General features: G+C 64.7%; 18 protein-coding genes. 13 read left to right on the top strand and 5 right to left on the bottom strand.

The window, feature by feature from the left end:
- Positions 1–12 precede the first annotated feature (12 nt).
- A complete protein-coding gene (locus IPM49_15960; protein MBK9276018.1) occupies positions 13–909 on the top strand; it encodes a T9SS type A sorting domain-containing protein in 897 nt (298 codons plus the stop codon).
- A gap of 1 nt (position 910) precedes the next feature.
- Here IPM49_15960 and IPM49_15955 read toward each other — a convergent pair whose 3' ends face one another.
- Positions 911–1,558 (bottom strand): NAD-dependent epimerase/dehydratase family protein, encoded by a 648-nt coding sequence (locus tag IPM49_15955; protein MBK9276017.1) that lies wholly within the window; start codon positions 1,556–1,558, stop codon positions 911–913.
- Positions 1,559–1,586: 28 nt separating this feature from the next.
- On the opposite strand from IPM49_15955, the gene IPM49_15950 reads away from it, so the two are divergent.
- The 3 genes from IPM49_15950 to acs all read left to right on the top strand — a co-directional run bounded on the left by IPM49_15950 (position 1,587) and on the right by acs (position 7,170).
- Positions 1,587–3,173 (top strand): bifunctional GNAT family N-acetyltransferase/carbon-nitrogen hydrolase family protein, encoded by a 1,587-nt coding sequence (locus IPM49_15950; protein MBK9276016.1) that lies wholly within the window; start codon positions 1,587–1,589, stop codon positions 3,171–3,173.
- A gap of 99 nt (positions 3,174–3,272) precedes the next feature.
- Positions 3,273–5,120, top strand: coding sequence for a hypothetical protein (locus tag IPM49_15945; GenBank protein MBK9276015.1), 1,848 nt, complete (start codon positions 3,273–3,275; stop codon positions 5,118–5,120).
- A 136-nt stretch (positions 5,121–5,256) separates the two neighbouring features.
- Entirely contained in the window at positions 5,257–7,170 is a 1,914-nt protein-coding gene (gene acs, locus IPM49_15940; GenBank protein ID MBK9276014.1) for an acetate--CoA ligase, read from the top strand.
- A gap of 4 nt (positions 7,171–7,174) precedes the next feature.
- Here the strand turns inward: acs and IPM49_15935 are convergent, their stop codons facing one another.
- The 4 genes from IPM49_15935 to IPM49_15920 form a co-directional block, all read right to left on the bottom strand.
- Complete coding sequence (locus tag IPM49_15935) at positions 7,175–7,654, bottom strand: DUF2807 domain-containing protein (GenBank protein ID MBK9276013.1); 480 nt, start codon at positions 7,652–7,654, stop codon at positions 7,175–7,177.
- 246 nt (positions 7,655–7,900) lie between these two features.
- Positions 7,901–9,004 carry an acyloxyacyl hydrolase gene (locus tag IPM49_15930; protein ID MBK9276012.1) on the bottom strand — a complete coding sequence of 368 codons (1,104 nt, stop codon included), beginning with the start codon at positions 9,002–9,004 and terminating at the stop codon, positions 7,901–7,903.
- Positions 8,970–9,854 carry an exopolyphosphatase gene (locus IPM49_15925; protein MBK9276011.1) on the bottom strand — a complete coding sequence of 295 codons (885 nt, stop codon included), beginning with the start codon at positions 9,852–9,854 and terminating at the stop codon, positions 8,970–8,972. The genes IPM49_15930 and IPM49_15925 overlap by 35 nt, the downstream gene beginning before the upstream one ends.
- Before the next feature lie 98 nt (positions 9,855–9,952).
- A complete protein-coding gene (locus IPM49_15920; GenBank protein MBK9276010.1) occupies positions 9,953–12,586 on the bottom strand; it encodes a valine--tRNA ligase in 2,634 nt (877 codons plus the stop codon).
- A gap of 199 nt (positions 12,587–12,785) precedes the next feature.
- Here IPM49_15920 and IPM49_15915 point away from each other — a divergent pair, with 199 nt between their 5' ends.
- The 9 genes from IPM49_15915 to IPM49_15875 all read left to right on the top strand — a co-directional run bounded on the left by IPM49_15915 (position 12,786) and on the right by IPM49_15875 (position 25,111).
- The gene (locus IPM49_15915; GenBank protein ID MBK9276009.1) at positions 12,786–13,250 is read left to right on the top strand and encodes a DUF1573 domain-containing protein; all 465 of its coding nucleotides are present in this window, start codon (positions 12,786–12,788) and stop codon (positions 13,248–13,250) included.
- 107 nt (positions 13,251–13,357) lie between these two features.
- Entirely contained in the window at positions 13,358–14,584 is a 1,227-nt protein-coding gene (locus IPM49_15910) for a pyridoxal phosphate-dependent aminotransferase (protein MBK9276008.1), read from the top strand.
- A gap of 224 nt (positions 14,585–14,808) precedes the next feature.
- Positions 14,809–15,177, top strand: a complete 369-nt coding sequence (locus tag IPM49_15905; GenBank protein ID MBK9276007.1) for a hypothetical protein — start codon at positions 14,809–14,811, stop codon at positions 15,175–15,177.
- Complete coding sequence (locus IPM49_15900; GenBank protein ID MBK9276006.1) at positions 15,174–17,126, top strand: hypothetical protein; 1,953 nt, start codon at positions 15,174–15,176, stop codon at positions 17,124–17,126. The genes IPM49_15905 and IPM49_15900 overlap by 4 nt, the downstream gene beginning before the upstream one ends.
- A 100-nt stretch (positions 17,127–17,226) precedes the next feature.
- Positions 17,227–17,691, top strand: coding sequence for a hypothetical protein (locus tag IPM49_15895; GenBank protein ID MBK9276005.1), 465 nt, complete (start codon positions 17,227–17,229; stop codon positions 17,689–17,691).
- A gap of 42 nt (positions 17,692–17,733) precedes the next feature.
- Positions 17,734–20,085, top strand: coding sequence for a hypothetical protein (locus IPM49_15890; GenBank protein MBK9276004.1), 2,352 nt, complete (start codon positions 17,734–17,736; stop codon positions 20,083–20,085).
- A gap of 75 nt (positions 20,086–20,160) precedes the next feature.
- Positions 20,161–20,490, top strand: a complete 330-nt coding sequence (locus IPM49_15885) for a hypothetical protein (protein ID MBK9276003.1) — start codon at positions 20,161–20,163, stop codon at positions 20,488–20,490.
- A 7-nt stretch (positions 20,491–20,497) separates the two neighbouring features.
- Complete coding sequence (locus IPM49_15880; GenBank protein MBK9276002.1) at positions 20,498–22,768, top strand: hypothetical protein; 2,271 nt, start codon at positions 20,498–20,500, stop codon at positions 22,766–22,768.
- A gap of 219 nt (positions 22,769–22,987) precedes the next feature.
- The gene (locus tag IPM49_15875) at positions 22,988–25,111 is read left to right on the top strand and encodes a hypothetical protein (GenBank protein MBK9276001.1); all 2,124 of its coding nucleotides are present in this window, start codon (positions 22,988–22,990) and stop codon (positions 25,109–25,111) included.
- Positions 25,112–25,138: the final 27 nt, after the last annotated feature.

Raw genomic sequence — 25,138 nt, 5'->3', positions numbered from 1 at the left:
GATTCGTTCATCATGCGCGCCGCCCTCCTCGCCCTTGTATTGCTCCCCTTGCTGGCCGCCGCCCAGAGCTGGTGCCCGCCGGGGGCGACGTGGCATTTCTCGTTCGGCGGGTATCTGTTCGAGGGTTACTTGCAAAGAACATATGTCGCGGACACTATCGTCGGAGGCAGAAATGCACAACGCCTAACAGATAGTGGCCATCAGATCAGCACCTTCAATGGCTACCCGGTGCACTCTATCGTTCAGCGAACACATTTTACATCGCTGGACGGTGACCTGCTCCTGATCTGGATCGGCGCCGCATGGGATACCCTGATCCGTTTCGACGCGGTGCCCGGTGATCGCTGGTTCCCCCCGGGTATTGGTAACCAACCCTGCGGAGCCCTTCCATCCGGGATGTATGAAGTGGTTGATACCAGTACGGTCTGGCTGAATGGTACCGCCCTGCGCTCCGTCACCCTGGACGCCGTTCTGGCTGGTGGGGTGTTGATGGGTACACCATGGTTTCACTTCACCGAACGTATCGGGCTCCATCAGGGATTCCGGATCGACCCGTGGTGCTTGGTGGACGGTGGTTATGAGCAGATCCGATGCTATTCTGACAGCACCATTTCTTACCAGGCCCCGACATGGACAGCCGCTTGTGACCTTGGCCTGGCAGTGGAGGAGCGCCTCCATGATGAGGTCGATGCCTTCCCCAACCCAGGCAGCACCCACTTCACCCTTGAGCTTTCCCCCGGCCCACACACCATCACCCTCTTCGATGCCACGGGCCGTGTGGTGCTGCAACAACGCACCTCCGATACCCGTCCGGTGATCGCCACGGAAGCGCTGCCCGACGGGCTCTACAGCATCTCGGTGCGTGATGAGCAGGGCGGGGTGATGGGCGCGACGTGGGTGAAGGAATAGGCTACGCGTTCGCCAGTGCCTTGATGTCCTTCACCTCCAGCACGTTCTTCGGATAGCCCCGTTGCACGGCGTGGATCATGGCCAAGCCCACCTGCTTCATGCTGCAGGTCACCCAGGGCATCACCAGACCGAAGACCGGTACTAGTGCGCGCATCCACCACTTCGGGTTCTTCATGCCGGGGCTCAACGTCATGATGCCCGGACGGAAGTTGAACTGCTGCCGGAACCCGAGCCGCGAAAGTTCGTTCTCGGTGCGTCCCTTCACCCGCGCCCACATCAGGCGTCCTTTCTCCGTGCTGTCCGTGCCGCTGCCGGAAACGTAGATGAAGGTGGCCTGGGGTGAACCCGCGCGCACGGCCTTCGCGAAGGCCATGGTGGTATCGTAGGTGGCGCGCGTGTAGTCCGCCTCGTTCATGCCCACCGAACTGATGCCGGCACAGAAGAAGCAGCCATCATACCCGGTGAACTGGTCCTTCACCGCGTCCAGCTTCAGGAAGTCGGGCACCAGCAGCTCCCTAAGCTTCGCATGGCTGCGACCGCAGCTCCGGCGGCCCACCACGAGCACCTGGACCACAGCGGGGTTCTCGAGGCATTCGAGCAGCACGCCTTCACCCACATAACCGGTGGCGCCGGTGAGGATCACGTTCATGCCCATGGGACGAAGGTACCTTTGAGGCATGCCCAAGGACATCCGCATACGCCTTCGCCACCTGAAACTCGAGGATTTCCAGCACCTGCGCGAGGCCATGGTGCAGGCCTATCCGGACATGGCCGGGTCCATCTGGCGGGAAGACCACATCCGCAGCCTCATCGCCCGGTTCCCCGAAGGGCAGTTCTGCGTCACGGTGAACGGCAAGGTGGTGGCCTCCGCGCTCTCCATCATCGTGGACTATGACCTGTACGGCGACAACCATACCTACCGCCAGATCACGGGCAACTACACGTTCAGCACCCACGACCCGTCCGGCGATGTGCTTTATGGCATCGACGTGTTCGTGCATCCCGAGTATCGCGGCATGCGGCTGGCCCGGCGGATGTACGAGGCGCGCAAGGAGCTGTGCGAACGGCTCAACCTGAAGTCCATCATCGCCGGAGGGCGCATCCCCAACTATGCGAAGTATGCGGATCAGCTGAGCCCGCGTGCGTACATCGAGAAGGTGAAGCTCAAGGAACTGTACGACCCCACCTTGTCGTTCCAACTGAGCAACGACTTCCACGTGCTGAAGGTGATGAAGGGCTATCTGGAGGGCGACAGCAGCTCACGCGAGTACGCCACCCTGCTGGAATGGAACAACATCTACCACGACCAGCGCCCGAAGATCGCGGGACGGGCCAATGATGTGGTGCGCCTGGGCCTGGTCCAATGGCAGATGCGGCCCATGGCGAACTTCGATGCCCTCTGTGACCAGGCGGAGTTCTTCGTGGATGCGATCAGCAGCTACCAGGCCGACTTCTGCCTCTTCCCCGAGCTGTTCAATGCCCCGCTCCTCGCGGAGTACAACCACCTGGACGAGGCCCGGGCCATGCGTGGACTGGCGCGCCACACCGAGCCGCTGCGACAGAAGTTCGTGGACCTCGCCATCAGCTACAACGTGAACATCATCACCGGGTCCATGCCGATGCTGGACGGCGAGCACCTGAAGAACGTGGGCTTCCTGTGCAGGCGCGACGGCACCTGGAAGAAGTTCGAGAAGGTGCACATCACCCCGAACGAAGTGCAGTACTGGGGCATGGTGGGTGGCGATGAGGTGCGCGTGTTCGACACCGACTGCGGCAAGGTGGGCATCCTCATCTGCTACGATGTGGAGTTCCCCGAGCTCTCGCGCCTGCTGGCCCTGCAGGGCATGCAGATCCTCTTCGTGCCCTTCCTCACCGACACACAGAACGGCTACATGCGTGTGCGGCGCTGCGCACAGGCCCGTGCCATCGAGAACGAATGCTACGTCGCCATCGCCGGCAGCGTGGGCAACCTGCCCAAAGTGGAGAACATGGACATCCAGTTCGCGCAGAGCGCCGTGTTCACGCCGAGCGACTTCGCCTTCCCCACCAACGGCATCAAGAGCGAGGCCACGCCGAACACGGAGATGACGCTCATCGTGGACGTGGACCGCGACCTGCTGAAGGAGCTCAACGCGCATGGCAGCGTGCGTATCATGCGCGACCGCCGCACCGATCTCTACGAGGTGAAGCTGCTGAAGAACGACTCCGCGAACGGCATCCCTGCGAAGGCGAAGCGCGGCACCAGGACGGGCGACAGGACCTGATCGGCCCCGGCGTGATCCTTGGATCCCGGTGCCCGAGGCCCCGTCCCCGGACGGACGGCTCCGGCCATCCGTGGAAGTACCTACCTTGCCCTGGCTCTGATGCGTTCATGCCGGTCACCAATCGTCGTCCTGGCCGCAGGCCTTTCGACCTGTGCGGTGGCCCAGTGCCCCAACGACAATGTGCTGTCAGGCGCCGCCGTCACCCCTCCGTGCCCGGGCAGCACCACCGTACCCTGCGTTCAAGGCGGTCAGTACGCCCTGGTGAACGTGGTGAGCGGCAACACCTACACCTTCAGCACCTGCGCGGCCACCTTCGATACGCAGATCACGCTGTACAACAACACCGGCGGCGGATCGCTCGGGTACAACGACGATGCATGCGGTACCGGGCTGCAATCCTCCGTGACCTGGACGGCCAACTTCACCGGTCAGCTGCGCGTGCTGGTGGACCAGTACATCTGCGCGACCAATGCGGTCTGCGCACCCCTGGTCATCGCCTGCGCAGCGCCTCCGGCGGGTGATTGCGTCTACACGCTCACCCTGTTCGACAGCTTCAGCGATGGCTGGGGCACCTCGTTCGTCACCATCACCATCAATGGCGTGGCCACGAATTACACGGTACCTGCCGGCGTGCCTTCGGTGACGGTGCAGCTCGGGGTCAACATCGGCGATGCGGTCATCATCACCTACAACGCCTCCGGCGCGTGGCAGACGGACAACTCCTACATCGTCTCGCTGGGCGGTGGCACGATCTTCAACTCCGGGTCACCGCCGGTCGCAGGTGTCGTCTATGCCGGCACGGTCACCTGCATCCCGCCCCCACCGGCACCCGAGGACTGCCTCGGCGCGGTCACCATCTGCAGCAACGTCGCCTTCAGCAACAACACGAACAACACGGGGAACATCGTTGACATCACCGCCGCGAACTCCGGATGCCTGGACATCGTCGAATATCAAGGCACCTGGTATGTGTTCTCGCCAAGCTCCTCGGGTGACCTGGGGCTCACCATCGCCCCCCTTGGTCCGGATGACTACGACTGGGCGATCTGGGGGCCCTACCCGCCCGGATCCACGCCGTCCAGCATCTGCCCGCCACCCGGTCCGCCGATCCGTTGCGCCGCTTCCAGCGGTCCCGCGACGTTCAACAGCACCGGTAGTTATGCCACCGGCATGGGCCACGCCACCTATTCGCCGCCCCAGTTCGCCAGCACCGCGGTCACCTACGGCCTCCCCGCCACCATGAACGCCTGTCCGCTCGTGCCGCCGCAATACTGCGGCTGGGTCCCCGGCATACAGGTGACCGTTGGACAGGTCTACCTGATGTACATCAGCAACTGGAGCCAGAGCAGCATCGGTTTCACCATGGACTGGAACCTGCAGAACGGTGCCTCCCTCGACTGCACCGTGCTTCCGATCGAACTGCTCAGCCTGCAGGCCTATGCCGTGCCCGGTGGCGTGAACGTGGACTGGTCCACCGCGACGGAGGTCGACAACGACCGGTTCGAGGTCGAGCGTTCTTTCGACGGCGCGGAGTTCGAGCACATCGGCACGGTGCCTGGCGCCGGGAACAGCACGCACCCCCGGTACTACACCCACTTCGACCCGAAGCCGCGCGTAGGGCTCAATTACTACCGTTTGCGCCAGGTGGACCTGGACGGTCATCACGCGTATTCACCCGTGCGGGTCGTGCATGTCCAGAACACCCACGGCGCTCCGGTGCTGATGCCGAACCCGGGGTCAGGACGTGTGGACCTGCTCTGGCACCCGATCGGACCGGGCTCGATCCTCGTGATGATGGATGCCACCGGCCGTGAGGTCTGGCGCACGCGTCCTGAAGGCCCACGCTCATCGTTCGATGTCTCCCACCTGGCCCGTGGGGTCTACGGTGCGGTTGTCCTGCTGCCCTCCGGCGAACGCTCACCCACCGTGACCTGGGTGCGGGACTAGCGGCCGTTCCCGACCGGCCTGCCCCAGCCCCATTGTTCGGATCCTGTCGAGGACGATCGGAAGGCCCACTCTGCGACGGCCTCCCGCGTCCTCCACGTCGCCGCCTCATTCCCCGACCGCATGCTACTTTTCCTGCATGGCCCTGAACCGCATCCGCACCCGAACCGAATACGACGACGCCTGCACCGAAGCCATCCGTGACCCGGAAGGATTCTGGGATGAGATCGCCTCCGGCTTCACCTGGCACACCCACTGGGACAAGGTCCTCGAATGGGACTTCGAAACGCCCAACGTGAAGTGGTTCATCGGTGGCAAGCTGAACATCACCGAGAACTGCCTGGACCGCCACCTCAAGCAACGCGGCAACAAGCTGGCGATCATCTGGGAGCCGAACGACCCGAAGGAACGCTTCGTGCGCCTCACGTACCGCGAACTGCATGAGCAGGTGTGCCAGTACGCCAACGTGCTGAAGCGGAACGGTGCGAAAAAAGGCGACCGCATCTGCATCTACATGCCGATGGTGCCCGAGCTGGTGATCGCCACGCTGGCCTGCGCGCGCATCGGGGCCATCCACAGCGTGGTGTTCTGCGGCTTCAGTGCACAGAGCCTGAGCGACCGCATCCAGGATGCCGAGGCCACGATGGTGCTGACGAGCGACGGCCTGAACCGCGGGCACAAGCAGATCCCCGTGAAGCGCGTGGTGGACGAGGCGCTGGAGACCTGCCCCACCGTGCAGAAGGTGATCGTGACCGAGCGCCTGGGCTGGAGCGTGAACATGGTGGAAGGCCGCGATGTGTGGCTGCACGAGGAACTACCCCATGTGGACAAGCACTGCCCTGCCGAGATCATGGACGCGGAGGACCCGCTCTTCATCCTCTACACCAGCGGCAGCACAGGCAAACCCAAGGGCGTGGTGCACACCTGCGGCGGCTACATGGTGTACACGGACTACAGCTTCCGCAACGTGTTCCAATACGAGGAGAGCGACGTGTACTGGTGTACGGCCGATGTGGGCTGGATCACCGGTCACAGCTACATCATCTACGGTCCGCTGCTGAACGGCGCCACCACCCTGGTGTTCGAGGGCGTGCCCACCTTCCCCGATGCGGGCCGCTTCTGGCAGGTGATCGACAAGCACGGCGTGAACATCTTCTACACCGCCCCCACCGCCATCCGCAGCCTGATGGCCGCCGGACTGGACCACGTGCTGGCCTACTCGCTGGACTCCCTGCGTGTGATCGGCAGCGTGGGCGAGCCCATCAACGAGGAGGCGTGGAACTGGTACAAGATCCACGTGGGCAAGGACCGCTGCCCCATTGTGGACACCTGGTGGCAGACCGAGACCGGCGGCATATTGATCAGCACCATGGCAGGCGTGAACGACGAGAAGCCCGCGCACGCCGCGTGGCCCCTGCCCGGCGTGCAACCTGTGCTGCTCACGCCTGAAGGCAAGGAGATCACCGAAAATGAAGTGGAAGGTCTGCTGTGCATGAAGTTCCCCTGGCCCAGCATCCTGCGCACCACCTGGGGCGACCATGAGCGCTGCCGCCAGACCTACTTCAGCAGTTATAAAGGCTACTACTTCACCGGCGATGGCGCCAAGCGCGATGCCGACGGGCGCTACCGCATCATCGGTCGGGTGGACGATGTGATCAACGTGAGCGGCCACCGCTTCGGCACGGCCGAGATCGAGAACGCCATCAACCAGGCCAAGGGCGTGGTGGAGAGCGCCGTGGTGGGCTACCCGCACGACATCAAGGGCCAGGGCATCTACGCCTACGTGGTCTGCGAGAAGCCCATCCCCACCGACGACGCCATCGCGGTGGAGAACATGCGTGGCGAGGTGATCGAGGCCGTGGTGGCGGGCATCGGCCGCATCGCCAAGCCGGACAAGATCCAGTTCGTGAGCGGCCTGCCGAAGACGCGCAGCGGCAAGATCATGCGGCGCATCCTGCGGAAGGTGGCGGAGAATGAATTGGGGAGCTTGGGGGATACCTCCACCCTTTTGGACCCCGCGGTGGTGGAGGAGATCAAGGGGGGGCGGGTATGAGCCCCTAGGGCCCCAACCGCACCACGAACCCGCTTCCGGTCACCGTGGCCTGTAGCACGGGATCCCCGTAGTAGCGTACGTCCCCCACATCGAAGAGCTGCGCGTTCAGGCGCTGCTGAGCACGGCAGATGATGTCGGCCACGCCGCTGTTGTTCACGTTCACCTCCTGCGCCACCAGCGCGCCCGCATCGATTGGCCCCATGAGACCGTTGTAGAGATAGGCCACGCCGCAGGTGCCGGACAGCCGCACATCGCCGGCGCCGGTGTGCAGCCCCACGTAACACGTATCCACGGCCAGCTGCAGCTCGACCGTTCCCTGCGCGTTCCGCTGTTCGATGCGGAACACGTGTTGACGCACGGTGTCCGTCGCGCTCACGTTCCCCGTTCCGCGCAGCTCCAGCTCCACCACGGCATCCATCGGCACGCGCACGGTGATCCGCGGCTTGAAGCTGCGCACCCAATTGCACCGGTTCTCGTTCCTCACGGTCAACGTCCCCCCCCTCCACCTCGGTCACCACCTGGTCCAGCAGGTTGCCGCCCGCCACCACGTTCACCGTGCCCGCCGTGCGATCCTCCAACAGCAGGTCCACCCGGTCCTCCAGCACCACGCGATGGAAGGGTCCCACCGCACGTTCCTCCTCCCGCAGTGGACCCGTGCTGGTGACGCAGTCGTCCCATTGCTCCGCTTCGCACGCGGCCAGGAGCACCATCAGCAGGGGAAACACGCGCCTCATGACCATCGGTATCCGAATCCGAACTCCCAGTGATCCGCCACGGCATAGTGGCTCTTGAGCGCCATGTGCGCCAGAAGATGCCGGGCGATCCGGTACCGGCAACCCAGCCGGTGGAACACGGCGGCCTGCTCGGGCACCGGCGTGTACACGTACACGCCCATCTGCAGGAACAGCTCGCCGCGCCCGAAGAGCAGCGCGTAGCCTGCGTGCACGCCGGCCTGGGTGAGCGCTGCACGTCCCTTGGCCTCCAGCTCGGGATGGTCGGTGCGCAACGCGCCCTTGTTGAACGCATCCACCCCGACGGCCAGGGCGGACTTGCGCGTGAGCCGCCATTGCACCTGCCCGATCAGGCTGTACACGCTGTACCGGCCGCTTTCCGGCCGGCCTGTTTCGCTCCAGAACAGCGCGCCCACCACGCTGTGCTCCCGTCGCGGCCGGTCCAACGGCACGGTGTCCGGGGTGTGCACGTACGGTGCGACCGGTCCCAAGGCCTGCGCCACGCCCAGGCTCGCGCTCAGCAGGTTGAGCCCCAGGTTGGGCAGGGCGAACGACCCGTTGCTCCAGTGGTCGATGCCGAATCCGGCGGACAGCTCGGTGCGGCCGAAGCGGTGCCGATACGCGAGCATGAGCTGGATGGCGGTGTTGATCCGCGAACCGATGGCGATCTGCTTGGTGTTCTCCCGCCGGTCGTAAGGCCGGGTCACCAGGCCCACGCCCCAACCCAGCCGCATGCCGAGGTCGCCTCGCGCACCGCGGGTGAACGGCAGGTGCAGGTACGGAAGCAGCCGCACTGCGGCCCCGATGCGGTCCGGATTGGCCAGGCCCGTGTACAGCACACCGACGCCGAAGGACGGTGCGCGATAGTGGCGCTGCCAGGGCCTGTCGCCTGGAAGTCGGCGCTCCAGAAAGAGCTCCGGCGCGACACAATGGTCCTCCACGAGGATCCAGCTGCTGGGCCGGTGCGGCCAGAGGAAGCCGACATGCCCGCGCAGTCCGATGGCCCAGGGAGGGGACGCCGCTCGGCCGGTGCCGCAGCCGGCCAGGGCCGCCACCACCAACAGCCGCTCAGGCCGGAACTCCGACGGGATCCGCAGGCGCATACCGCTTATGTCCGTACTGCTTCATGTACAGGTCGTAGACGATCCCGTCCGCAAGGCCCACCTTGGGCACGAAGATCTCCGTGATCTCCGCCGCGTCCAGCACCCGCAGGAAGATGTCGGCCGCAGGGATGATGACGTCCGCCCGGTCGGCGCGCAAGCGCAGCAGCTTCACCCGGTCCTCCAGGCTGTACCCGGCGATCCGGTCGCGATGACGCTGGATGTCCGCCCGCTGCAGCGGCTCACCGTAGCGGTTGCCGTTCTCCTTGAAGATGCGATTGATGTTCCCGCCGGTGCCCACGGCCATCAACTGACCATGCTGCGCGCGCAGTTCCCCCAGGAACTCGGCGATGTCCGGCCAGACGTGTGCCTTCACCTTGCCGGCCAGCATGCGCACGGTGCCCACCTTGAAGCTCGCGGTCTTCACGCGGCGTCCTTTCTCCAGCCAGGTCAGTTCGGTGCTCCCTCCCCCGACATCGATGAACAGGTAGCTGCGGTCCTTCAGCAGGTCCTGCGTCCAGAACGTGCTGCAGATCAGGTCGCCCTCCTCGCGCCCGCCGATCACCTCGATGTCCACACCGGTCTCCATCTCCACGCGGGCGATGGTCTCCGCGCTGTTGGAGGCCTCGCGCATCGCACTGGTCGCACAGCACCGATAGCGCGGCACACCGTACACGTCGATCAGCAGCCGAAAGGCCTTCAGGCTCTTGATCAGGTAGTCGCGCTTGGCGGCTCCGATGGCGCCGCTGGCGAACACGTCCTCACCCAGACGGATCGGCACGCGCACCAGGGAGGTCTTGCGCACCACGGGATGGTCCTCCCGCTCGATCACGTCGCCGATGAGCAGCCTCACGGCGTTCGAACCGATGTCGATGGCGGCGTATTTCAGGTCGCGTTCGATGAAGCGAAGGTAGCGCGACGATCGACGCCCCCATATGCCTCAGCGCTCGATCACTTCAGCACCGCCAGCCGCTCCTCCAGCGCCTTGATCTTGGCCTCGGCGTCGGCCTTCTTTTTGCGCTCGTTCTCCAGCACCTGCGGCGGTGCGCCGCTCACGAAGCGTTCGTTGCCGAGCTTCTTGTCCACGCTGGCCAGGAAGCCGCGGAGGTAGCTGAGCTCCTCCTCGGCCTTTCTCGCCTCGGCGGCGGCGTCCACGTTGCTGCCCAGGTCGATGGCGTACGTGGTGGTGCCCACCAGGAAGGTGACGCTGCCCTCGCTGGCCTTCTCCACTGCGTTGATCGCGCCCACGTTGGCCAGCTTGTTCACCAAGGCGGCCACGGAAGCCCGCATCGGGGCTGAGCCCTGCACCTGCGCGTCGAGGCTCTCCTTGGGGCTCATACCGCGCTCGTTCCGGGTGTTGCGCACGGCGCTCACCAGGTCGAAGGCATGCTGCACCTCGGCTTCCAGCCTGGCATCGCCTTCACCGCCCTTCGGCCATGCCGCAACGATGATGTCCTCGCCTTCCTTCCGCTCACGCAGGTGGTGCCAGAGCTCCTCGGTGAGGAAGGGCATGTAGGGGTGCAGCAGCTTCAGCACGTCCTCGAACAGGCCGATGGTGGCCTCGTAGGTCGCCGCGTCGATGGGCTGGGCCACACCGTCCACGAAGGCGGGCTTGATGCTCTCCAGGTACCAGCTGCACAGGTCGTCCCAGATCAGCTTGTAGGTGGTCATCAGCGCCTCGCTGATGCGGAACTGGTCGTAGAGCCCATCGAGTTCGGCGGTGCTGCGTTCCACGCGGCTGCGCATCCAGGCCACGGCGGCTGCGTTCGCGGCAGGCTGCTCCTGTTGGGCCACGGTCCAGCCCTTCACCAGCCTGAACGCGTTCCAGATCTTGTTGCTGAAGTTGCGGCCCTGCTCGCAGAGGCTCTCGTCGAAGGGCAGGTCGTTGCCGGCCGGGCTGCTGAAAAGCATGCCGGTGCGCACGCCGTCGGCGCCGTACTTCGCGATGAGGTCGAGCGGGTCGGGGCTGTTGCCCAGGCTCTTGCTCATCTTCCGGCCCAGCTTGTCGCGCACGATGCCGGTGAGGTACACGTTCTTGAAGGGCACCTCGCCGCGGTACTCCATGCCCGCCATGATCATGCGCGCCACCCAGAAGAAGAGGATCTCCGGCGCGGTCACCAGGTCGTTCGTGGGGTAGTAGTACTTGATGTCGGCGTTGTCCGGGTCCTTGAAGCCGTCGAACACGCTGATGGGCCACAGCCAGCTGCTGAACCAGGTGTCAACGACATCCTCGTCCTGCCTGATGCCCTTGGTGCTCTGGCCGGCGGCCTTGAACTGGGCGATGGCCTCCTGCTCGGTGCGGCACACCGCCGCGTCACCGGCCTCGTTGTACCACGCCGGGATGCGCTGGCCCCACCACAGCTGGCGGCTGATGCACCAGTCGCGCACGTTCTCCATCCAGTAGGTGTAGGTGTTCGCGAACTTCTGCGGGTGCAGCTTCACGCGGCCGTCCTTCACCACCTCCAATGCGGGCTTGGCGAGCTCGCCCATCTTCACGAACCACTGCAGTGATAGGCGCGGCTCGATCACGGCATCGGTGCGCTCGCTGGTGCCCACCTTGTTCTGGATGTCCTCGGTCCTCACCAGATGGCCCTGCGCCTCCAGCTCTTTCGCGATCTTCCTGCGCACCACGAAGCGGTCCTCGCCCACGTACAGTTGGGCAGCGGCGCTGAGCGTGCCGTTGGGCTCCAGGATGTCGATGGTCTCCAACCCGTGCTTCTTGCCCAGCTCGTGGTCGTTCACGTCGTGCGCGGGCGTCACCTTCAGCGCACCGGTGCCGAACTCGCGCTCCACGTACTCATCAAAGATCACCGGGATGCTGCGGTCGATCAGCGGCACGAGCACGCGCTTGCCCTTCAGGTGCGCGTAGCGCTCGTCCTCGGGGTGCACGGCCACGGCGGTGTCGCCCAGGATGGTCTCAGGGCGCGTGGTGGCGATGGTCACCCATTCGTCGGCCGTGCCTTCCACCTTGTACCGCAGGTGGTACAGCTTCGAGTTGACCTCCTTGTAGATCACCTCCTCGTCGCTCACGGCGGTGAGGGCCTGCGGGTCCCAGTTCACCATGCGCAGGCCGCGGTACACCAGGCCCTTCCTGTGCAGGTCGATGAACACGTCGATGACGGCATCGCTCAGGTCGGCTTCCATGGTGAAGCGTGTGCGGTCCCAGTCGCAGCTGGCGCCGAGCTTCTTCAACTGCTCCAGGATCACCCCGCCGTACTTCTCCTTCCACGCGAAGGCGTGCTTGAGGAACTCCTCCCGGCCGATCGCGCTCTTCTTGATGCCCTGCTCGCCGAGCAACCGCACCACCTTCGCTTCGGTGGCGATGCTCGCGTGATCCGTTCCCGGCACCCAGCAGGCGTTCTTTCCCAGCATGCGGGCGCGGCGCACCAGCACGTCCTGGATGGTGTTGTTGAGCATGTGCCCCATGTGCAGCACGCCCGTGACGTTGGGCGGGGGGATCACCACGGTGTAGGGCTCGCGGCCGTCGGGCACGCTGCGGAAGTAGCCCTTGTCCATCCAGTGGGCATACCAGCGCCCTTCGGCCTGGCTGGGGTCGTATCGCTTGGGGATCTCGGTGGTGCTCATCGGGGCATGTGCTTCAAGCAAAGCCGCGCCGGTCTTGGCTTCGAGGCCGGCAAAGGTAGCCCTGGGCATCGGATCGGCACGCGATCGGCAGCTCTCCTTCACGCGGACCCGGGTCCTGTTAAGGTCTTGTTAATGTCGGAACCCCGCAGGGACCGGTCCGTAGTTTTGATCCAGTAACGCAAGAAACCCGACCCATCCCATGAAGAAGTTCCTTCTCTCGTTCGGTCTGAGCGCCCTCTTCCTCGGCGCCATGGCCCAGGACAATGCCAAGCCCGTGGGCGGCACCGGTCCGCAGATCAGCCTCGACAAGGAAGTGCACGACTACGGCACCATCGCCAACGGGGCGAACGGCACCTGCGAGTTCATCGTGACCAACACGGGCGATCAGCCCCTGATCATCACCAACTGCAAAGGCAGCTGCGGATGCACGGTGCCCAAGTGCGACACCGCCCCGATCAAGCCCGGCGCCAAGACCACCATCACGGTGAAGTACGACACCAAGCGTCCCGGCCCGATCAACAAGAGCGTGACCATCAGCAGCAACGCCACGAACGCCCCCGAGAAGGTGGTGCGCATCAAGGGCACGGTGGAGGCCGGTCCTGAGACCCCCGCCTCGCCGGTGAAGGAGCAGAGCCCCATGGCCCCGGTGGAGAAGACGAACTGATCCATCCTCGGATCCGCTTTGGAAGCCCCGCCATACCGGCGGGGCTTCTTCGTTGGTCGACCTTGCCGACGGAACGCCGAACTTCGCGCCACACTCGCCAGACCCCGATGCCCGCCATCTCCACCAAGGGCCGCCTGATGCCGGCCTCCCCCATCCGCAAGCTCGTCCCCTACGCCGAGGCCGCCCGGAAACGCGGGGTCAACGTCCTTCACCTCAACATCGGACAGCCCGACATCCGAACCCCGGAGGTGGCCTTGAACGCCATCCGTCAGCTGGACCGCAGCGTGATCGAGTACAGCCACAGCGCCGGTTTCGAGAGCTATCGAAAAGGACTGGCCGGCTACTATGCCGAGTATCACATCCCGGTGACCCACGAGCAGATCATTGTCACCAACGGAGGCAGCGAGGCGCTGCTCTTCGGCATGATGGCCTGCTTCGAGCCAGGGGATGAGCTCATCATTCCCGAACCCTACTACGCCAACTACAACAGCTTCGCGCTGGCCGCCGGCGTGAAGGTGGTGCCTGTGCGCAGCACCATCCAGGAAGGCTTCGCGCTGCCGGCCATCAGCGCCTTCGAGGCCCTCATCACCCCGCGCACCAAGGGCATCCTGATCTGCAACCCCGGCAACCCCACCGGCTATCTCTACAGCAAGGCCGAGCTGGAACGCCTGCGTGAGATCGTGCTGAAGCACGACCTCTTCCTCTTCGCCGACGAGGTCTACCGCGAGTTCTGCTACGATGGGGCGGCCCACATCAGTGCCTTGTCGCTGGAGGGCCTCGACCAGCACGCGATCCTGATCGACAGCGTGAGCAAGCGCTACAGCATGTGCGGCGCCCGGGTCGGTGCATTCATCACCCGCAATACCGAACTGCTTGACACCGTGCTGAAGTTCGCCCAGGCCCGGTTGAGCCCTCCCACCTTCGGCCAGATCGCCAGCGAGGCGGCCCTCCGCACGCCCCCTTCATACTTCAATGAGGTGATCGGTGAATACCGCCAGCGCCGCGACATCCTCGTGGACGGACTGAACGCCATCCCCGGTGTGCTCTGCCCCAGGCCCAAGGGCGCCTTCTACTGCGTGGCCGAGCTGCCCATCGACGATGCGGACGCCTTCTGCCAGTGGCTGCTGGAGTCCTTCAGCCACGACGGCCACACGGTGATGATGGCCCCGTGCAGCGGGTTCTATGCCGAACCGGCCACGGGAAAACGGCAGGTGCGGCTGGCCTATGTGCTGGAGCAGGACAAGCTCCGCAAAGCGGTGGAATGCCTCGGAACGGCGCTGGAACAATACCCGGGGCGCATGGTGCTGGCCTTGGGAGCGAGCGCATCGGTTTGAACACCAGCTGTTGATGATCGCCCCCCAAAGGGCTTGACCTTCATGGGCATCGCACCGTAGCTTGGTGCGTTGATCCCGCTTCGGGACAGGGAGCCATGAAGGATCCAAGGAGGTGCGCCGTTCGATCGGGCCGTAGCGTGCATGCAGCCGCCAAGCGGCTGTTCCGCAGTTCGAGCCTTTGCCTGATCCTGGCGTGCGCCCCACCTGTTCACGCTCAGGATGGCATGCATGCCGAAGCGGTGATCGCACCTCTGCATCCGGGGGCCGGGGTGAAGCCGATGCTCGGGGCGGTCGTCAACTGGCTCCCAAGTACGGAAGTGCACTATGACCAGCCGAAAAGGACCCTGCACTTCCACGGCCCAGAGGTCGTCCAGGCGGCCCAGCTGGCACAACTCCTGTTCGAACACGGTTTTCAGCTGATCCAGATCAGCGGTGATGGCCCCTTGCCAATGCGTACCTCCACGGCCTCTCCGATGGGCGACATGGCGCCGGTCGACGACGCGCTGGTGCGCAAGGCGGCCTACATCCATGAACATCCCGGTGATTACCAGCGGATGTTGGAGCTCCAAGGGCAACGAAGCGGAGCACCATGACGACACCTTGGTACCGACCGTGCTCCCTGCTGATCACGCTGGCGCTCTCCGGCGTTCCCTTCAGGGCTTCGGCCCAATGCCCGAACAACAACACCGTGATCGCCGGGGGGGCGATCACACCTCCTTGTCCGGGCAGCATGACGGTCCCTTGTGTGAACGGAGGCCAGTATGCGCTGCTGAATGTCACGGCAGGGAACATCTACACGTTCAACACCTGTGGGGCCACCTACGACACGCAGATCACGCTTTACAACAATGCGGGAGGCGGGTCGCTCGCGACCAATGACGACTACTGCGGGCTGCAATCGCAGGTCACCTGGGCGGCGAACTTCACCGGCCAGCTGCGTGTCCTGGTCGATCGCTACGCGAGCCTCTTCAATCCCTGCGCCACGGGCGGATGCGCTCCCCTGAACATCAGCTGCATCCCGCCACCACCACCGTTGACCAACGACAACTGCGGGTCGGCGATCGCCCTGCCGGTGCTTCCGACCTGCACCATGCTGCACTTCACCAATGTCGGTTCCACCGCTTCGGGCACGGCCCCCGCGCCGACATGCAGCACCGCGCCGAACACGGACATCTGGTTCACGTTCACCACGGCGGCCAACGGGGAGGTGCACATCGAGACCGGGGCGATCACCTTGGGCGATGCGGCGATGCAGCTGTACACAGGGACCTGCGGCGCACTGGCTCTGGTGCCTGGAGGCTGCAACGACGATGAGGACTTCTTCGGCGGTCTGCTGATGCCGGAGCTTGACTTCCGCTGCGCCCCACTGACCCCGTTCACCACCTATTACATCAGGGTCTGGGGGTATGGCGGGAGCACCGGCATCTTCAACATCTGCGTCAGTGCGCCGGCGACGCCCACCACCCCGCAGGAGGACTGCGCCGGCGCGTTCACCATCTGCAACGACCAGCAGATCAACAACAACGCCGATTTCACCGGGTGCACCACGGACCTCACGGCGGCGAACAACGGCTGCCTGGACGGCAATGAGCGGCAGGGGACCTGGTACTACTTCTCCCCATCGGCCTCGGGCACTGCGGCGCTCACCATCCAACCTGCGGCCAACATCGACTACGACTTCGCCATCTGGGGCCCGATGAGCACCATCACCTGCCCACCGGTCGGAAACCCCATCCGGTGTTCCTGGGCCTATCCACCGAACGTGCCGGGCTATCCGGGTGCGGCGGCGTTCCTCACGGGGATGGGCAACGGGGCGGTGGACGCTTCGGAGAACGAGTTCGGCAATGGCTGGGTGGCACCCTTGAACATCGTCGCCGGGCAGATCTACATCATGTACATCGACAACTTCGATGTCACCGGACAGGCCTTCACGCTGGACTGGACCTTGACGAACGGCGCGTCCCTGGACTGCACGGTGCTGCCTGTGGAGCTGATCGGTCCCGAGGCGGATGTACAGGCCGACGGCGTTCACCTGTCCTGGGCGACCCAGAGCGAGTCCGGTTCATCCCACTTCGTCGTGGAACGCTCGACCGATGACGTGGACTACATCCCCATCGGAGAGCGTCCCGCGGCCGGGCACTCCCTCGAGCGGATCGAGTACGGGTTCCTGGACGGATCACCGGAGCATGGGCTGAACTACTATCGCCTCCGGCTGCTGTACAGCGATGGCACCGCTGCGCTGAGCTCCACGGTGGCCGCCGTCGTGGGTGGGGACCGACCGTACCTGGTGGTGCAGCCCAACCCCGCGACGGACCGCATCATCGTGCAGCTGCCACGGTCCGCCTCCCCGGTCATCCATTACACGCTGCGGACCCCGGATGGAACGTGCATCCGACAGGGTGTCGTGCCTTGGAACGGGAATGACGACCGCCTGGAGCTTTCGCTCGCGGGTACCGCCGGCGGACTGTACATGCTGGTGTTGGAGGGCGCTGACGGCGGACCGCTGGGCAGTGCGAGGATCGTGGTGGACCCACGCCCATAAGCAACCGCACCGCCGATCCACGTCTTGTGGATAACTCCGATCGTTGTCCTCCGATCCTGTTCCGTAACTTGCTTGCACGCTTCCGAGTCGTTGCCCGATCATGGTTCTACGCAGAACCTTTCTCTTCCTACTGGCGGTGCTGACCGCCGGGCCGCGCGTCGCCTCCGCCCAAAGCGTGGCCGGTGTCGATGTGTTCCTGCATTTCTTCCTTCCGCTCAGCGGCACGTTGGAGAAGGTGACCATCCATACGCTGCACGACCATGACCAGGTGGTGCCGCTCCACCTCGCTGCGGATCGCACCCTGGCGAAGTTCACGCCGGTGACCGACCTCGATCTGGACGCGTTGGTGACGGTGCTTCAGGTGCGCGGTGTGCCTCTGCTCGGGGTCGAGGTGATGTGGCCCGGTGTTCCGACCTATCGGGCCTTGGTGCCCACGCCGGATGGTAACTGGTCACTGCAGGAAGCCGGTCCGCCTGATGATGCCGCTCGGTCGGCCGCCAAACGCGCCTGGATCGATGCCTATCCGAAGCTCTATGATGCGTACGTCCGCTCCGGGTCCCATTAAGCCATGACCCCGCACGTGCACCGACCGCCATTTCGGCGCGCCATGATCCGGAGATCGCTGTTGGCGGTCCTGGCGCTGGCGACGTTCCACCGCGGGCATGCCACCACGTGCGCAGGCGCCACCGTGCTGAACCCGGCCAGCCTGCCGATCACCAATCAGGCGCTGACCTGCGGTGCCACCAACGACCTGAACTCCACCAACGTGCCGGGCGCCCTCTGCGGCACCGGTGATAATGCAGCTTACAAGAACGGCAACGAAGCGCTGTACGTGCTGACCCCTTCGGTCACGGGTGCGTATAACATCAATGTCACGGGTCAGACCTGGAGCTCCGTGCAGGTATGGGCCGGCTGCCCGAACGGTGGAGGCACCTGCGTGTACGGCGACGGCAACGCAGGCAACAGCACCACCATCACCGTCACGCTGAACGCCGGCACCCAGTACTACATCTGGTTCGACACCTGGCCCACCCCGGCCAGCCCATGCCCGGGCACCTTCAGCATCGGTGCGGCGCCTCCCCCGCCCGCGAACGACAATCCCTGCGGCGCCACCCCGCTCACCCCGGGCCTGAGCTGCGTCTTCCAGAACGGCACCACGGCGTCCAGCACGGCCACCACCGGGCCGCCTGCCCCCACCTGTGCGTTCTACACCGGCAGCGACGTGTGGTTCTCCGTGGTGGTGCCCGCAAGCGGAGTGCTTATCCTCGACTCGAACACCGGCATCATCACCGACGGCGGCATGGCGTTGTACACCGCCCCTTCATGCAGCGGGCCCTTCACCCAGGTGGCCTGCGATGATGATGGCAGCGCGAACGGCTTGATGCCATACATCAACGCCACCGGCCTCACCCCGGGCAGTACCGTGTATGTGCGCTTTTGGGAGTTCGGCGGCGACAACAACGGCACCTTCTCGATCTGCGCGTACACGATCCCACCGCCCCCACCGATGACCGGGAACGATCCCTGCGGTGCGAATCCGCTCCCGGTGCTGTCCTCCTGCATCCCGCTGACGTACTCGAACATCGGCGCCACAGCCACCACCGGAGCCCCGGCCCCGGGCTGCGGCCTTTACACCGGCGGGGATGTGTGGTTCACCTTCACGGCCCCGGCCAACGGGGTGGTGACCATCGAGACCGCCATCGGCACGATGACCAACGGGGCCATGGAGCTCTACTCGGCCCCGAGTTGCGCGGGACCGTTCACCAGCATCCAGTGCAACGATGATGCGATCGGGCTCATGCCCCGGATCGACCGCCGGTGCAACCCGCTCACCCCGGGGCAGACCTACTATCTGCGCATGTGGGGCTACAACGGCCAGCAGGGCTCGTTCAACATCTGCGCGTTCCAATCCACCGTGGGCACCACCTTCCCGGAGGACTGCTCAGGCGGCTCCACGATCTGCAACAACCAGAGCTTCAACAACAACACCAACAACACCGGCTGCACCGCCGACCTGAACGCCAGCAACCAAGGCTGCCTCGCCAGTGGGGAACGGCAGGGCACGTGGTACTACTTCAGCCCCAGCGCGGCCGGCACCATCGGCTTCACCATCAACCCTGCTGTTCCCACTGACTATGACTTCGCCGTATGGGGGCCCATGTCCGCCGTGACCTGTCCACCCGTGGGCCCACCCTTGCGGTGCTCGTATGCCGCTCCGACCGGTCCCACCGGATGCGGCAACGGCGCCACCGACGTCACCGAGGGTGCGGGGGGCGATCGGTGGGTCAGCACCTTCAACGTCCTCGTTGGCCAGATCTACATCCTTTACGTGGACAACTTCAGCGCGAACGGCCAGCAGTTCAGCCTGGATTGGAACCTGACCAACGGGGCCTCCCTGGACTGCACCGTCCTGCCCCTGGAGCTGATCGGCCTTTCCGCAGAGGCGGCGACCGACCATGTGCTCATCGCGTGGGAGACGGCCACGGAGACCGCTTCGGACCGCTTCATCCTGGAGCGTTCGGCGGACGGTGAGCTCTTCGCTGCCATCGGTTCAGTCCCTGCGGCAGGCCACAGCCAGATGCAGCTCTCCTATCAGTTCCGGGACACAACACCTTACCACGGATTGAACTACTACCGGTTGACCGAGGTGGATGACAGCGGGTATGAAACGCGGGTGGCCACCACCACGGCGGTCTTCCGGGCCGGCGGAAAGAACGCGCCGTTCCCCAACCCCTCCAACGGCCCCCTGCTCCTTCAGTACGAGGGCACGGCCGCTGACGCGGCCATGCTGACGCTTCATGATGCGATGGGGCGGACCGTCCGTGCTCAGGCGATCCCTCCGGGACCAGGTGCCCGCCTTATTCGCATCCCGATGGATGATCTGCCTTCAGGGAGCTACACCCTGGCCCTGACAACTGCGGCCGGACAGCGCGAAGCCTGGCCCGTCCTGCGCTACTGACCCTGCCACCAGCGGCCCCGCCCACCTGCAACCCGGGCGGCACTTGTGCGTACAAGCGCGACAAACTGCCCGCGCATGCGCCTTCGCACCGGCACCCTGCTGCTCATGCTGTCGTTCATCGGAACGGTGAACGCCCAAGAGCTCGCCGATGAACACAGTTACGTGTTCGTGCAGGAGGGCCTCATCAGTCCCCTGCAGCAGAAACTGCTCATCGAGCAGCTTCGTGCATCTGACCCCGACGCAAGGGTCTCCATGAAGCCACAAGGCGGACCGGTGAAGGTGCTCACCCACGTACCGCTTGATCTGCCTGCCTTCATCGCGGATGCAGCATTGATGGGCGTTCACCTCACCCACCGACCGCTGGACCACGCGGGACGTCTGGAGGTCGGCGAACAAGACCAATGATATGGACATGACCCAGGCCAAGCCCCATATCCAAGATCCAATAGGTCGTCTGCGGCGTGGTTGCGTGGTCCTCACCTGTTGCGCCCTGGCCTTCCCGACCTTGCTGCAGGCCCAGACCACCAGCGATGCATGCAGCTATGCCGGGACGAATCAGTACGCGGTTTCCGTGGGTTGCTCCTGGCAGACCTTCAACAAGCCGGGGAGCTATGTGGCCAATGCTCCCGTTCCAACAGGCTGTTCGGCCAGCAGCAACGATGATGCGTTCGGCTGGTTCACCGCCCTTTCCACATCCACCACGGTGACCTTCGACCCATCCGGATCGGATGATGCGATCCTGCACGTGTTGACAGGCGCATGCGGAGGTCCATATACCGTGGTGGCCTGCGCCAATGCAGGCGGTGCCGGTGTGAACGAAACGGTCAGCTTCGCCAGTGTCGTCGGTGACCCGTACCTCATCCGCGTCCAGCGAGCCGGTGCGAACAACGGCATGAACGGGTCCATCTGCATCCAGGGTCTGACGAACGATGATCCATGCTCCGCGATCGCGATCACGCCATCCACCTCATGCATCCCTTCCACCTACACCACCACAGGCGCCACGGCCACAGGCGGCATTCCCGATCCGGGCTGCGGAATGACCCCCAATCGTGATGTGTGGTTCACGATCGTGGCACCGGCCTCCGGAGCCATCACCATCGAAGCAGCGGCCGGATCAACGGGCAATGTCGACATGGCCCTGTATAGTGCCACAGCCTGTGGCGGCACGTTCACCCTCATCGAATGCGACGCGTCCGACGGACCGGGAAGCATGCCCTACCTCAGCTTCACGGACCTTGACCTCGTACCGGGTGACACCTATTACCTGCGGGTATGGACGAACGCGAGCTCGGGCACTTTCAACCTGTGCATAAAGGAGCCTGCCCTGACCGGCGACTGTTATTATGTCCTTCGTCTGCAGGACTCCTACGGTGATGGGTGGGACGGCTCGACCGTGGGGATCACCCTCGGTGCGGGTCCGGTGCAGAACTTCACCCTGACCAATGGTCAGCAGGGCGTGTTCTACATCCCCTTCAACGAATTCGACCTGCTCACCATCGACTACACCGCGAACAGTCCTTGGGAGAACGAGATCAGCTATCTCCTGCAGCTTGAGGACGGGATCATCTTCAGCGACGGCCCGAACCCGACCACGGGCCTGGTGCACGCACAGGGGACCAGTTGCACCTCACCCGCTCCGGACCGCGCGGACTGCTTCGGCGGTGAGACGGTCTGCGGCTCCTCCACCATCAACTATCAACCCGTGCATACCGGTGTGAAGGCCGACCTCACGGTGAACAACCGTGGTTGCCTTTCCACCGACGAGATCCAGGGTGTGTGGTACCACTTCTCGCCATCCGCCTCGGGCACCATCGAGTTCACGATCCAGCCCGATACGGTGACCGATGACTACGATTTCGCAGTGTGGGGCCCGATGAGCTCGCTCACGTGCTCCCCGGGCGGCCCACCGGTACGTTGCAACTACAGCGGCACGTCCGGCAACACGGGACTGTCCACCTCGGCCACGAATGACTCCGAAGGCGGCGGCGGGCCACCGTTCAGCAACGAGCTTACGGTGACGGCCGGCGAGATCTACTCGCTCTACGTCAGCAACTACAGCCGCAGCGGCCTGGCATTCGACCTTACCTGGACCCTCTCCGGAGGGGCCAGCCTGGACTGTACCGTTCTCCCGGTCGAACTGGTCGGTCCGCTGGCCGAAGTGGATGGTGGCCAGGTCCACCTCACCTGGTCCACGTTGAGCGAACATGAAAGCGACCGGTTCGTCATTGAGCGCGCTGGAGCGCATGGCGAGCTCGTTGCGATCGGCGAGGTCCAGGCCCAAGGATCCAGCCAGTCCAGGACGGATTACGCGTTCACGGACCCCACGCCGCTGTCCGGCCTCAACCGGTACCGCCTTCGCCAGCTCGACCTCGACGGAGGAACGGGTCACCTCTCCAATGAGGTCACGGCCATCGTGGGGTTCGGCCTACCGATGATGCTCAGCCCGAATCCGGCGGATGACCAGGTCGTGCTCACCTTCGAGGCACCTGTCCCGGGCACCTACACCTGGGAACTGCTCGACCTCTCTGGTCGGCCGCTGGCGCGTGGCACCCAGCCCCTCGACCGAGGTCCTGCGTCGCTCCGGATCCCACTGGCGGCCGTACCGACAGGGCTGTATGAAGTGGTCACCCGCGCCCCATTGGGCGCCCCGCTCGGTCGCGGTCGGCTGCTGGTGCGTTGAGGCGCACATCCCCCTCAGTCACAGCCTGTTGATAACTAACGGGCAACTCTTCCCCGGGGTTGGCGTCTTCCTCCTGCCTTTGCAGCGCATCGTGGCTCCCTTCCAACCATCCGGACCGATGTGGCTCCTTGGTGTTGCCGTCGAACCAAGGTCACGTTACTTTTGTCTGATGTCCATCAGGCTTTTTCCGCACCGAAACGCTATCCAACGCTTCGTTCCATGAAGAAGACGCTACGCTCGCGCCAGCTGTACGTCCTGTTGTTCTCCGGTGTTCTCGCCGTTCCGGCCACCGCCCAGAACGTGGCGATCAACACCACAGGGGCTCCGCCGGCGAACGCCAATGCCTTGCTGGAACTGGAGGCCACCAACCGCGGCCTGCTCATTCCGCGGATGACCTACACCGAGCGCCTGGCACTGCCTGGCCCCACCGCCGGTCTCTGGGTCTACCAGACCGACAATCCGGCGACCTATGATCCGAAGAACGCGGTGGGCCTGTACTATCACGACGGGGCCACATGGAACCGGATGGCCACCGGCTTCGGGTGGTCGGAGTCCGGGAATGCGGGGACCAACGTGGCCACCAACTTCATCGGCACGGTGGCGGGCAGCAACGATGACATGCGGATCAACACCAACGGTGCGGCCAACCCGAGGATCACCATCAGCGGAACGAACGGCTTTGTGGGAGTGGGCACCACCACGCCCGCGGAGGCCCTGCATGTCAACGGGGCCATGCGCCTCTTCAAGCAGGCGCCGGTCTATCCGGGCAGTTCGTACAGCCTCACCACGGCGAACGGGGTGTTGCGGTACAACGATGCGCTCAACTACCACGAGGGTGGCGGGGTGCGCGCCATCCAAGGCATGAACACCACCAACGGCAGCGCCAACATCACCATCCCGTCCACGGCGGGGCTTTCCGCCGGCATGTATGTGAGCGGAACGGGCATCCCCGTCGGCGCCACCATCCTGAACGTGGTGAACGCCACCACCCTGCAACTCAGCGCCAATTGCACCGCCACCAATCAGAACCAGTTCCTGCGCGTGGGGCCTCTCTTCACGCGGCTGGAGAACATCGAGACCGTGGTGACCGGACAGGATTACACCGACTTCAACCTGGTGTGCGGTGCTCCGGGCCAGACGCAAGGCGGGGTGGCCAACTTCCAGACCAGTGCCGCCGCCCCTCAGCGATTGCGGGAGACGCCCTTCCCCACCAGCCAGACGGCCCAATCCGCCGGAAGCCGGGTGCAGTACCTCATCCTTGGCAGCGAACTGGCCAACCCGCCGTTCAACCTGTGCGCGGGCAACATCACCCAGCTGGCGGTGACCTCTCTGGATGATGACCCGAACTCACCGGTGCCCGGTTGCGTGCTCAACATCAACGTCAAGGTGGCCAGCACCGCGCTCGCGTCCCTTCCGGCCACGGGCATCGACCAGGCCACCGGCAATGGCATGAACGCCTCCCCGGTGCGCTTCAACTCCAGCAACTTGCGGGTCGGTGCCGGCGACGTGGTCTTCCCGCTCAATCCGCCGTATTTCTGGAACGGCACGGACAACATCATCATCGAGATCAACTACCTCAAGTCTGCCGTGTTAGGGGTCAGCCCCCGTGTCCTGCTGACCTCCGGCCTCACCTTCCAAAGCACGATCTGGTCCTACATGCCGGGTTCCAGTGTGAACCCCGGGTCCACCCACTACACCACCCCGGCGGTATTCCCCACGGGTCTGCTCTGGGGGTTGAACACCACCCGACCGGTCTTCAAGGTCTGGGGGGAGGTGAAGCAACCGACCCCGTTCAACAACACGGGTGATTACACGCTGTTGAACGGTCACGCGCTGATGGTGGGCACCCCGCAATGGGCGGCCACCGCAGGCGTGTATCGCGGTCCGGGCACCATCCGCGCCCAGGACCGGGTGGTCGACGGCGGTCTGCAGCTTTCGGACCACGTGTTCGACCGCTACTTCGATGATGCCGTGAAGCCCGAGGATGCCAGCAGCGCCGCGGACCATCGCTTCGTCCCCCTCAACGCGCTGGAACAGTACCTGGCCGAGAACCGCCACCTTCCGTCGATGCCCTCACGGACGGATTGGGAGACGGGGGAACGCACCTCCCTGGGTGAGTTGAGCACCGGCCTCTGGCGCACCGTGGAGGAGCAGGCCCTGTACATCGCCGAACTGGAGCGCGACCTGCGCGTCCTGGAGGAAATGACCTTCTCCAATGGTCTCACCCAGGAGGAATGGCAACGAATGCGACAGGATGTGGAGCGAAGCCCACGCCTGACCGATGATCAACGCAAGGCGCTGCTGGACCGCCTGGAGCAGCTCAACCAACGCAGCAAGCCCTGACCATGACCAACGCGCAACCCAAGAACC

Source organism: Flavobacteriales bacterium (assembly GCA_016715895.1).
Lineage (GTDB): Bacteria > Bacteroidota > Bacteroidia > Flavobacteriales_F > PHOS-HE28 > PHOS-HE28.
The sequence above is the reverse complement of the archived record's forward strand: the minus strand, read 5'-3'. Positions and strand labels throughout refer to the sequence as shown.

Excerpts from the sequence above, each read along its gene's own strand:
- IPM49_15960 (MBK9276018.1), top strand. The coding sequence starts at position 13 with ATGCGCGCCGCCCTCCTCGCCCTTGTATTGCTCCCCTTGCTGGCCGCC.
- IPM49_15955 (MBK9276017.1), bottom strand. The coding sequence starts at position 1,558 with ATGAACGTGATCCTCACCGGCGCCACCGGTTATGTGGGTGAAGGCGTG.
- IPM49_15950 (MBK9276016.1), top strand. The coding sequence starts at position 1,587 with ATGCCCAAGGACATCCGCATACGCCTTCGCCACCTGAAACTCGAGGAT.
- IPM49_15945 (MBK9276015.1), top strand. The coding sequence starts at position 3,273 with ATGCGTTCATGCCGGTCACCAATCGTCGTCCTGGCCGCAGGCCTTTCG.
- acs (MBK9276014.1), top strand. The coding sequence starts at position 5,257 with ATGGCCCTGAACCGCATCCGCACCCGAACCGAATACGACGACGCCTGC.
- IPM49_15930 (MBK9276012.1), bottom strand. The coding sequence starts at position 9,004 with ATGCGCCTGCGGATCCCGTCGGAGTTCCGGCCTGAGCGGCTGTTGGTG.
- IPM49_15920 (MBK9276010.1), bottom strand. The coding sequence starts at position 12,586 with ATGAGCACCACCGAGATCCCCAAGCGATACGACCCCAGCCAGGCCGAA.
- IPM49_15915 (MBK9276009.1), top strand. The coding sequence starts at position 12,786 with ATGAAGAAGTTCCTTCTCTCGTTCGGTCTGAGCGCCCTCTTCCTCGGC.
- IPM49_15910 (MBK9276008.1), top strand. The coding sequence starts at position 13,358 with ATGCCCGCCATCTCCACCAAGGGCCGCCTGATGCCGGCCTCCCCCATC.
- IPM49_15905 (MBK9276007.1), top strand. The coding sequence starts at position 14,809 with ATGCATGCCGAAGCGGTGATCGCACCTCTGCATCCGGGGGCCGGGGTG.
- IPM49_15900 (MBK9276006.1), top strand. The coding sequence starts at position 15,174 with ATGACGACACCTTGGTACCGACCGTGCTCCCTGCTGATCACGCTGGCG.
- IPM49_15895 (MBK9276005.1), top strand. The coding sequence starts at position 17,227 with ATGGTTCTACGCAGAACCTTTCTCTTCCTACTGGCGGTGCTGACCGCC.
- IPM49_15890 (MBK9276004.1), top strand. The coding sequence starts at position 17,734 with ATGATCCGGAGATCGCTGTTGGCGGTCCTGGCGCTGGCGACGTTCCAC.
- IPM49_15885 (MBK9276003.1), top strand. The coding sequence starts at position 20,161 with ATGCGCCTTCGCACCGGCACCCTGCTGCTCATGCTGTCGTTCATCGGA.
- IPM49_15880 (MBK9276002.1), top strand. The coding sequence starts at position 20,498 with ATGACCCAGGCCAAGCCCCATATCCAAGATCCAATAGGTCGTCTGCGG.
- IPM49_15875 (MBK9276001.1), top strand. The coding sequence starts at position 22,988 with ATGAAGAAGACGCTACGCTCGCGCCAGCTGTACGTCCTGTTGTTCTCC.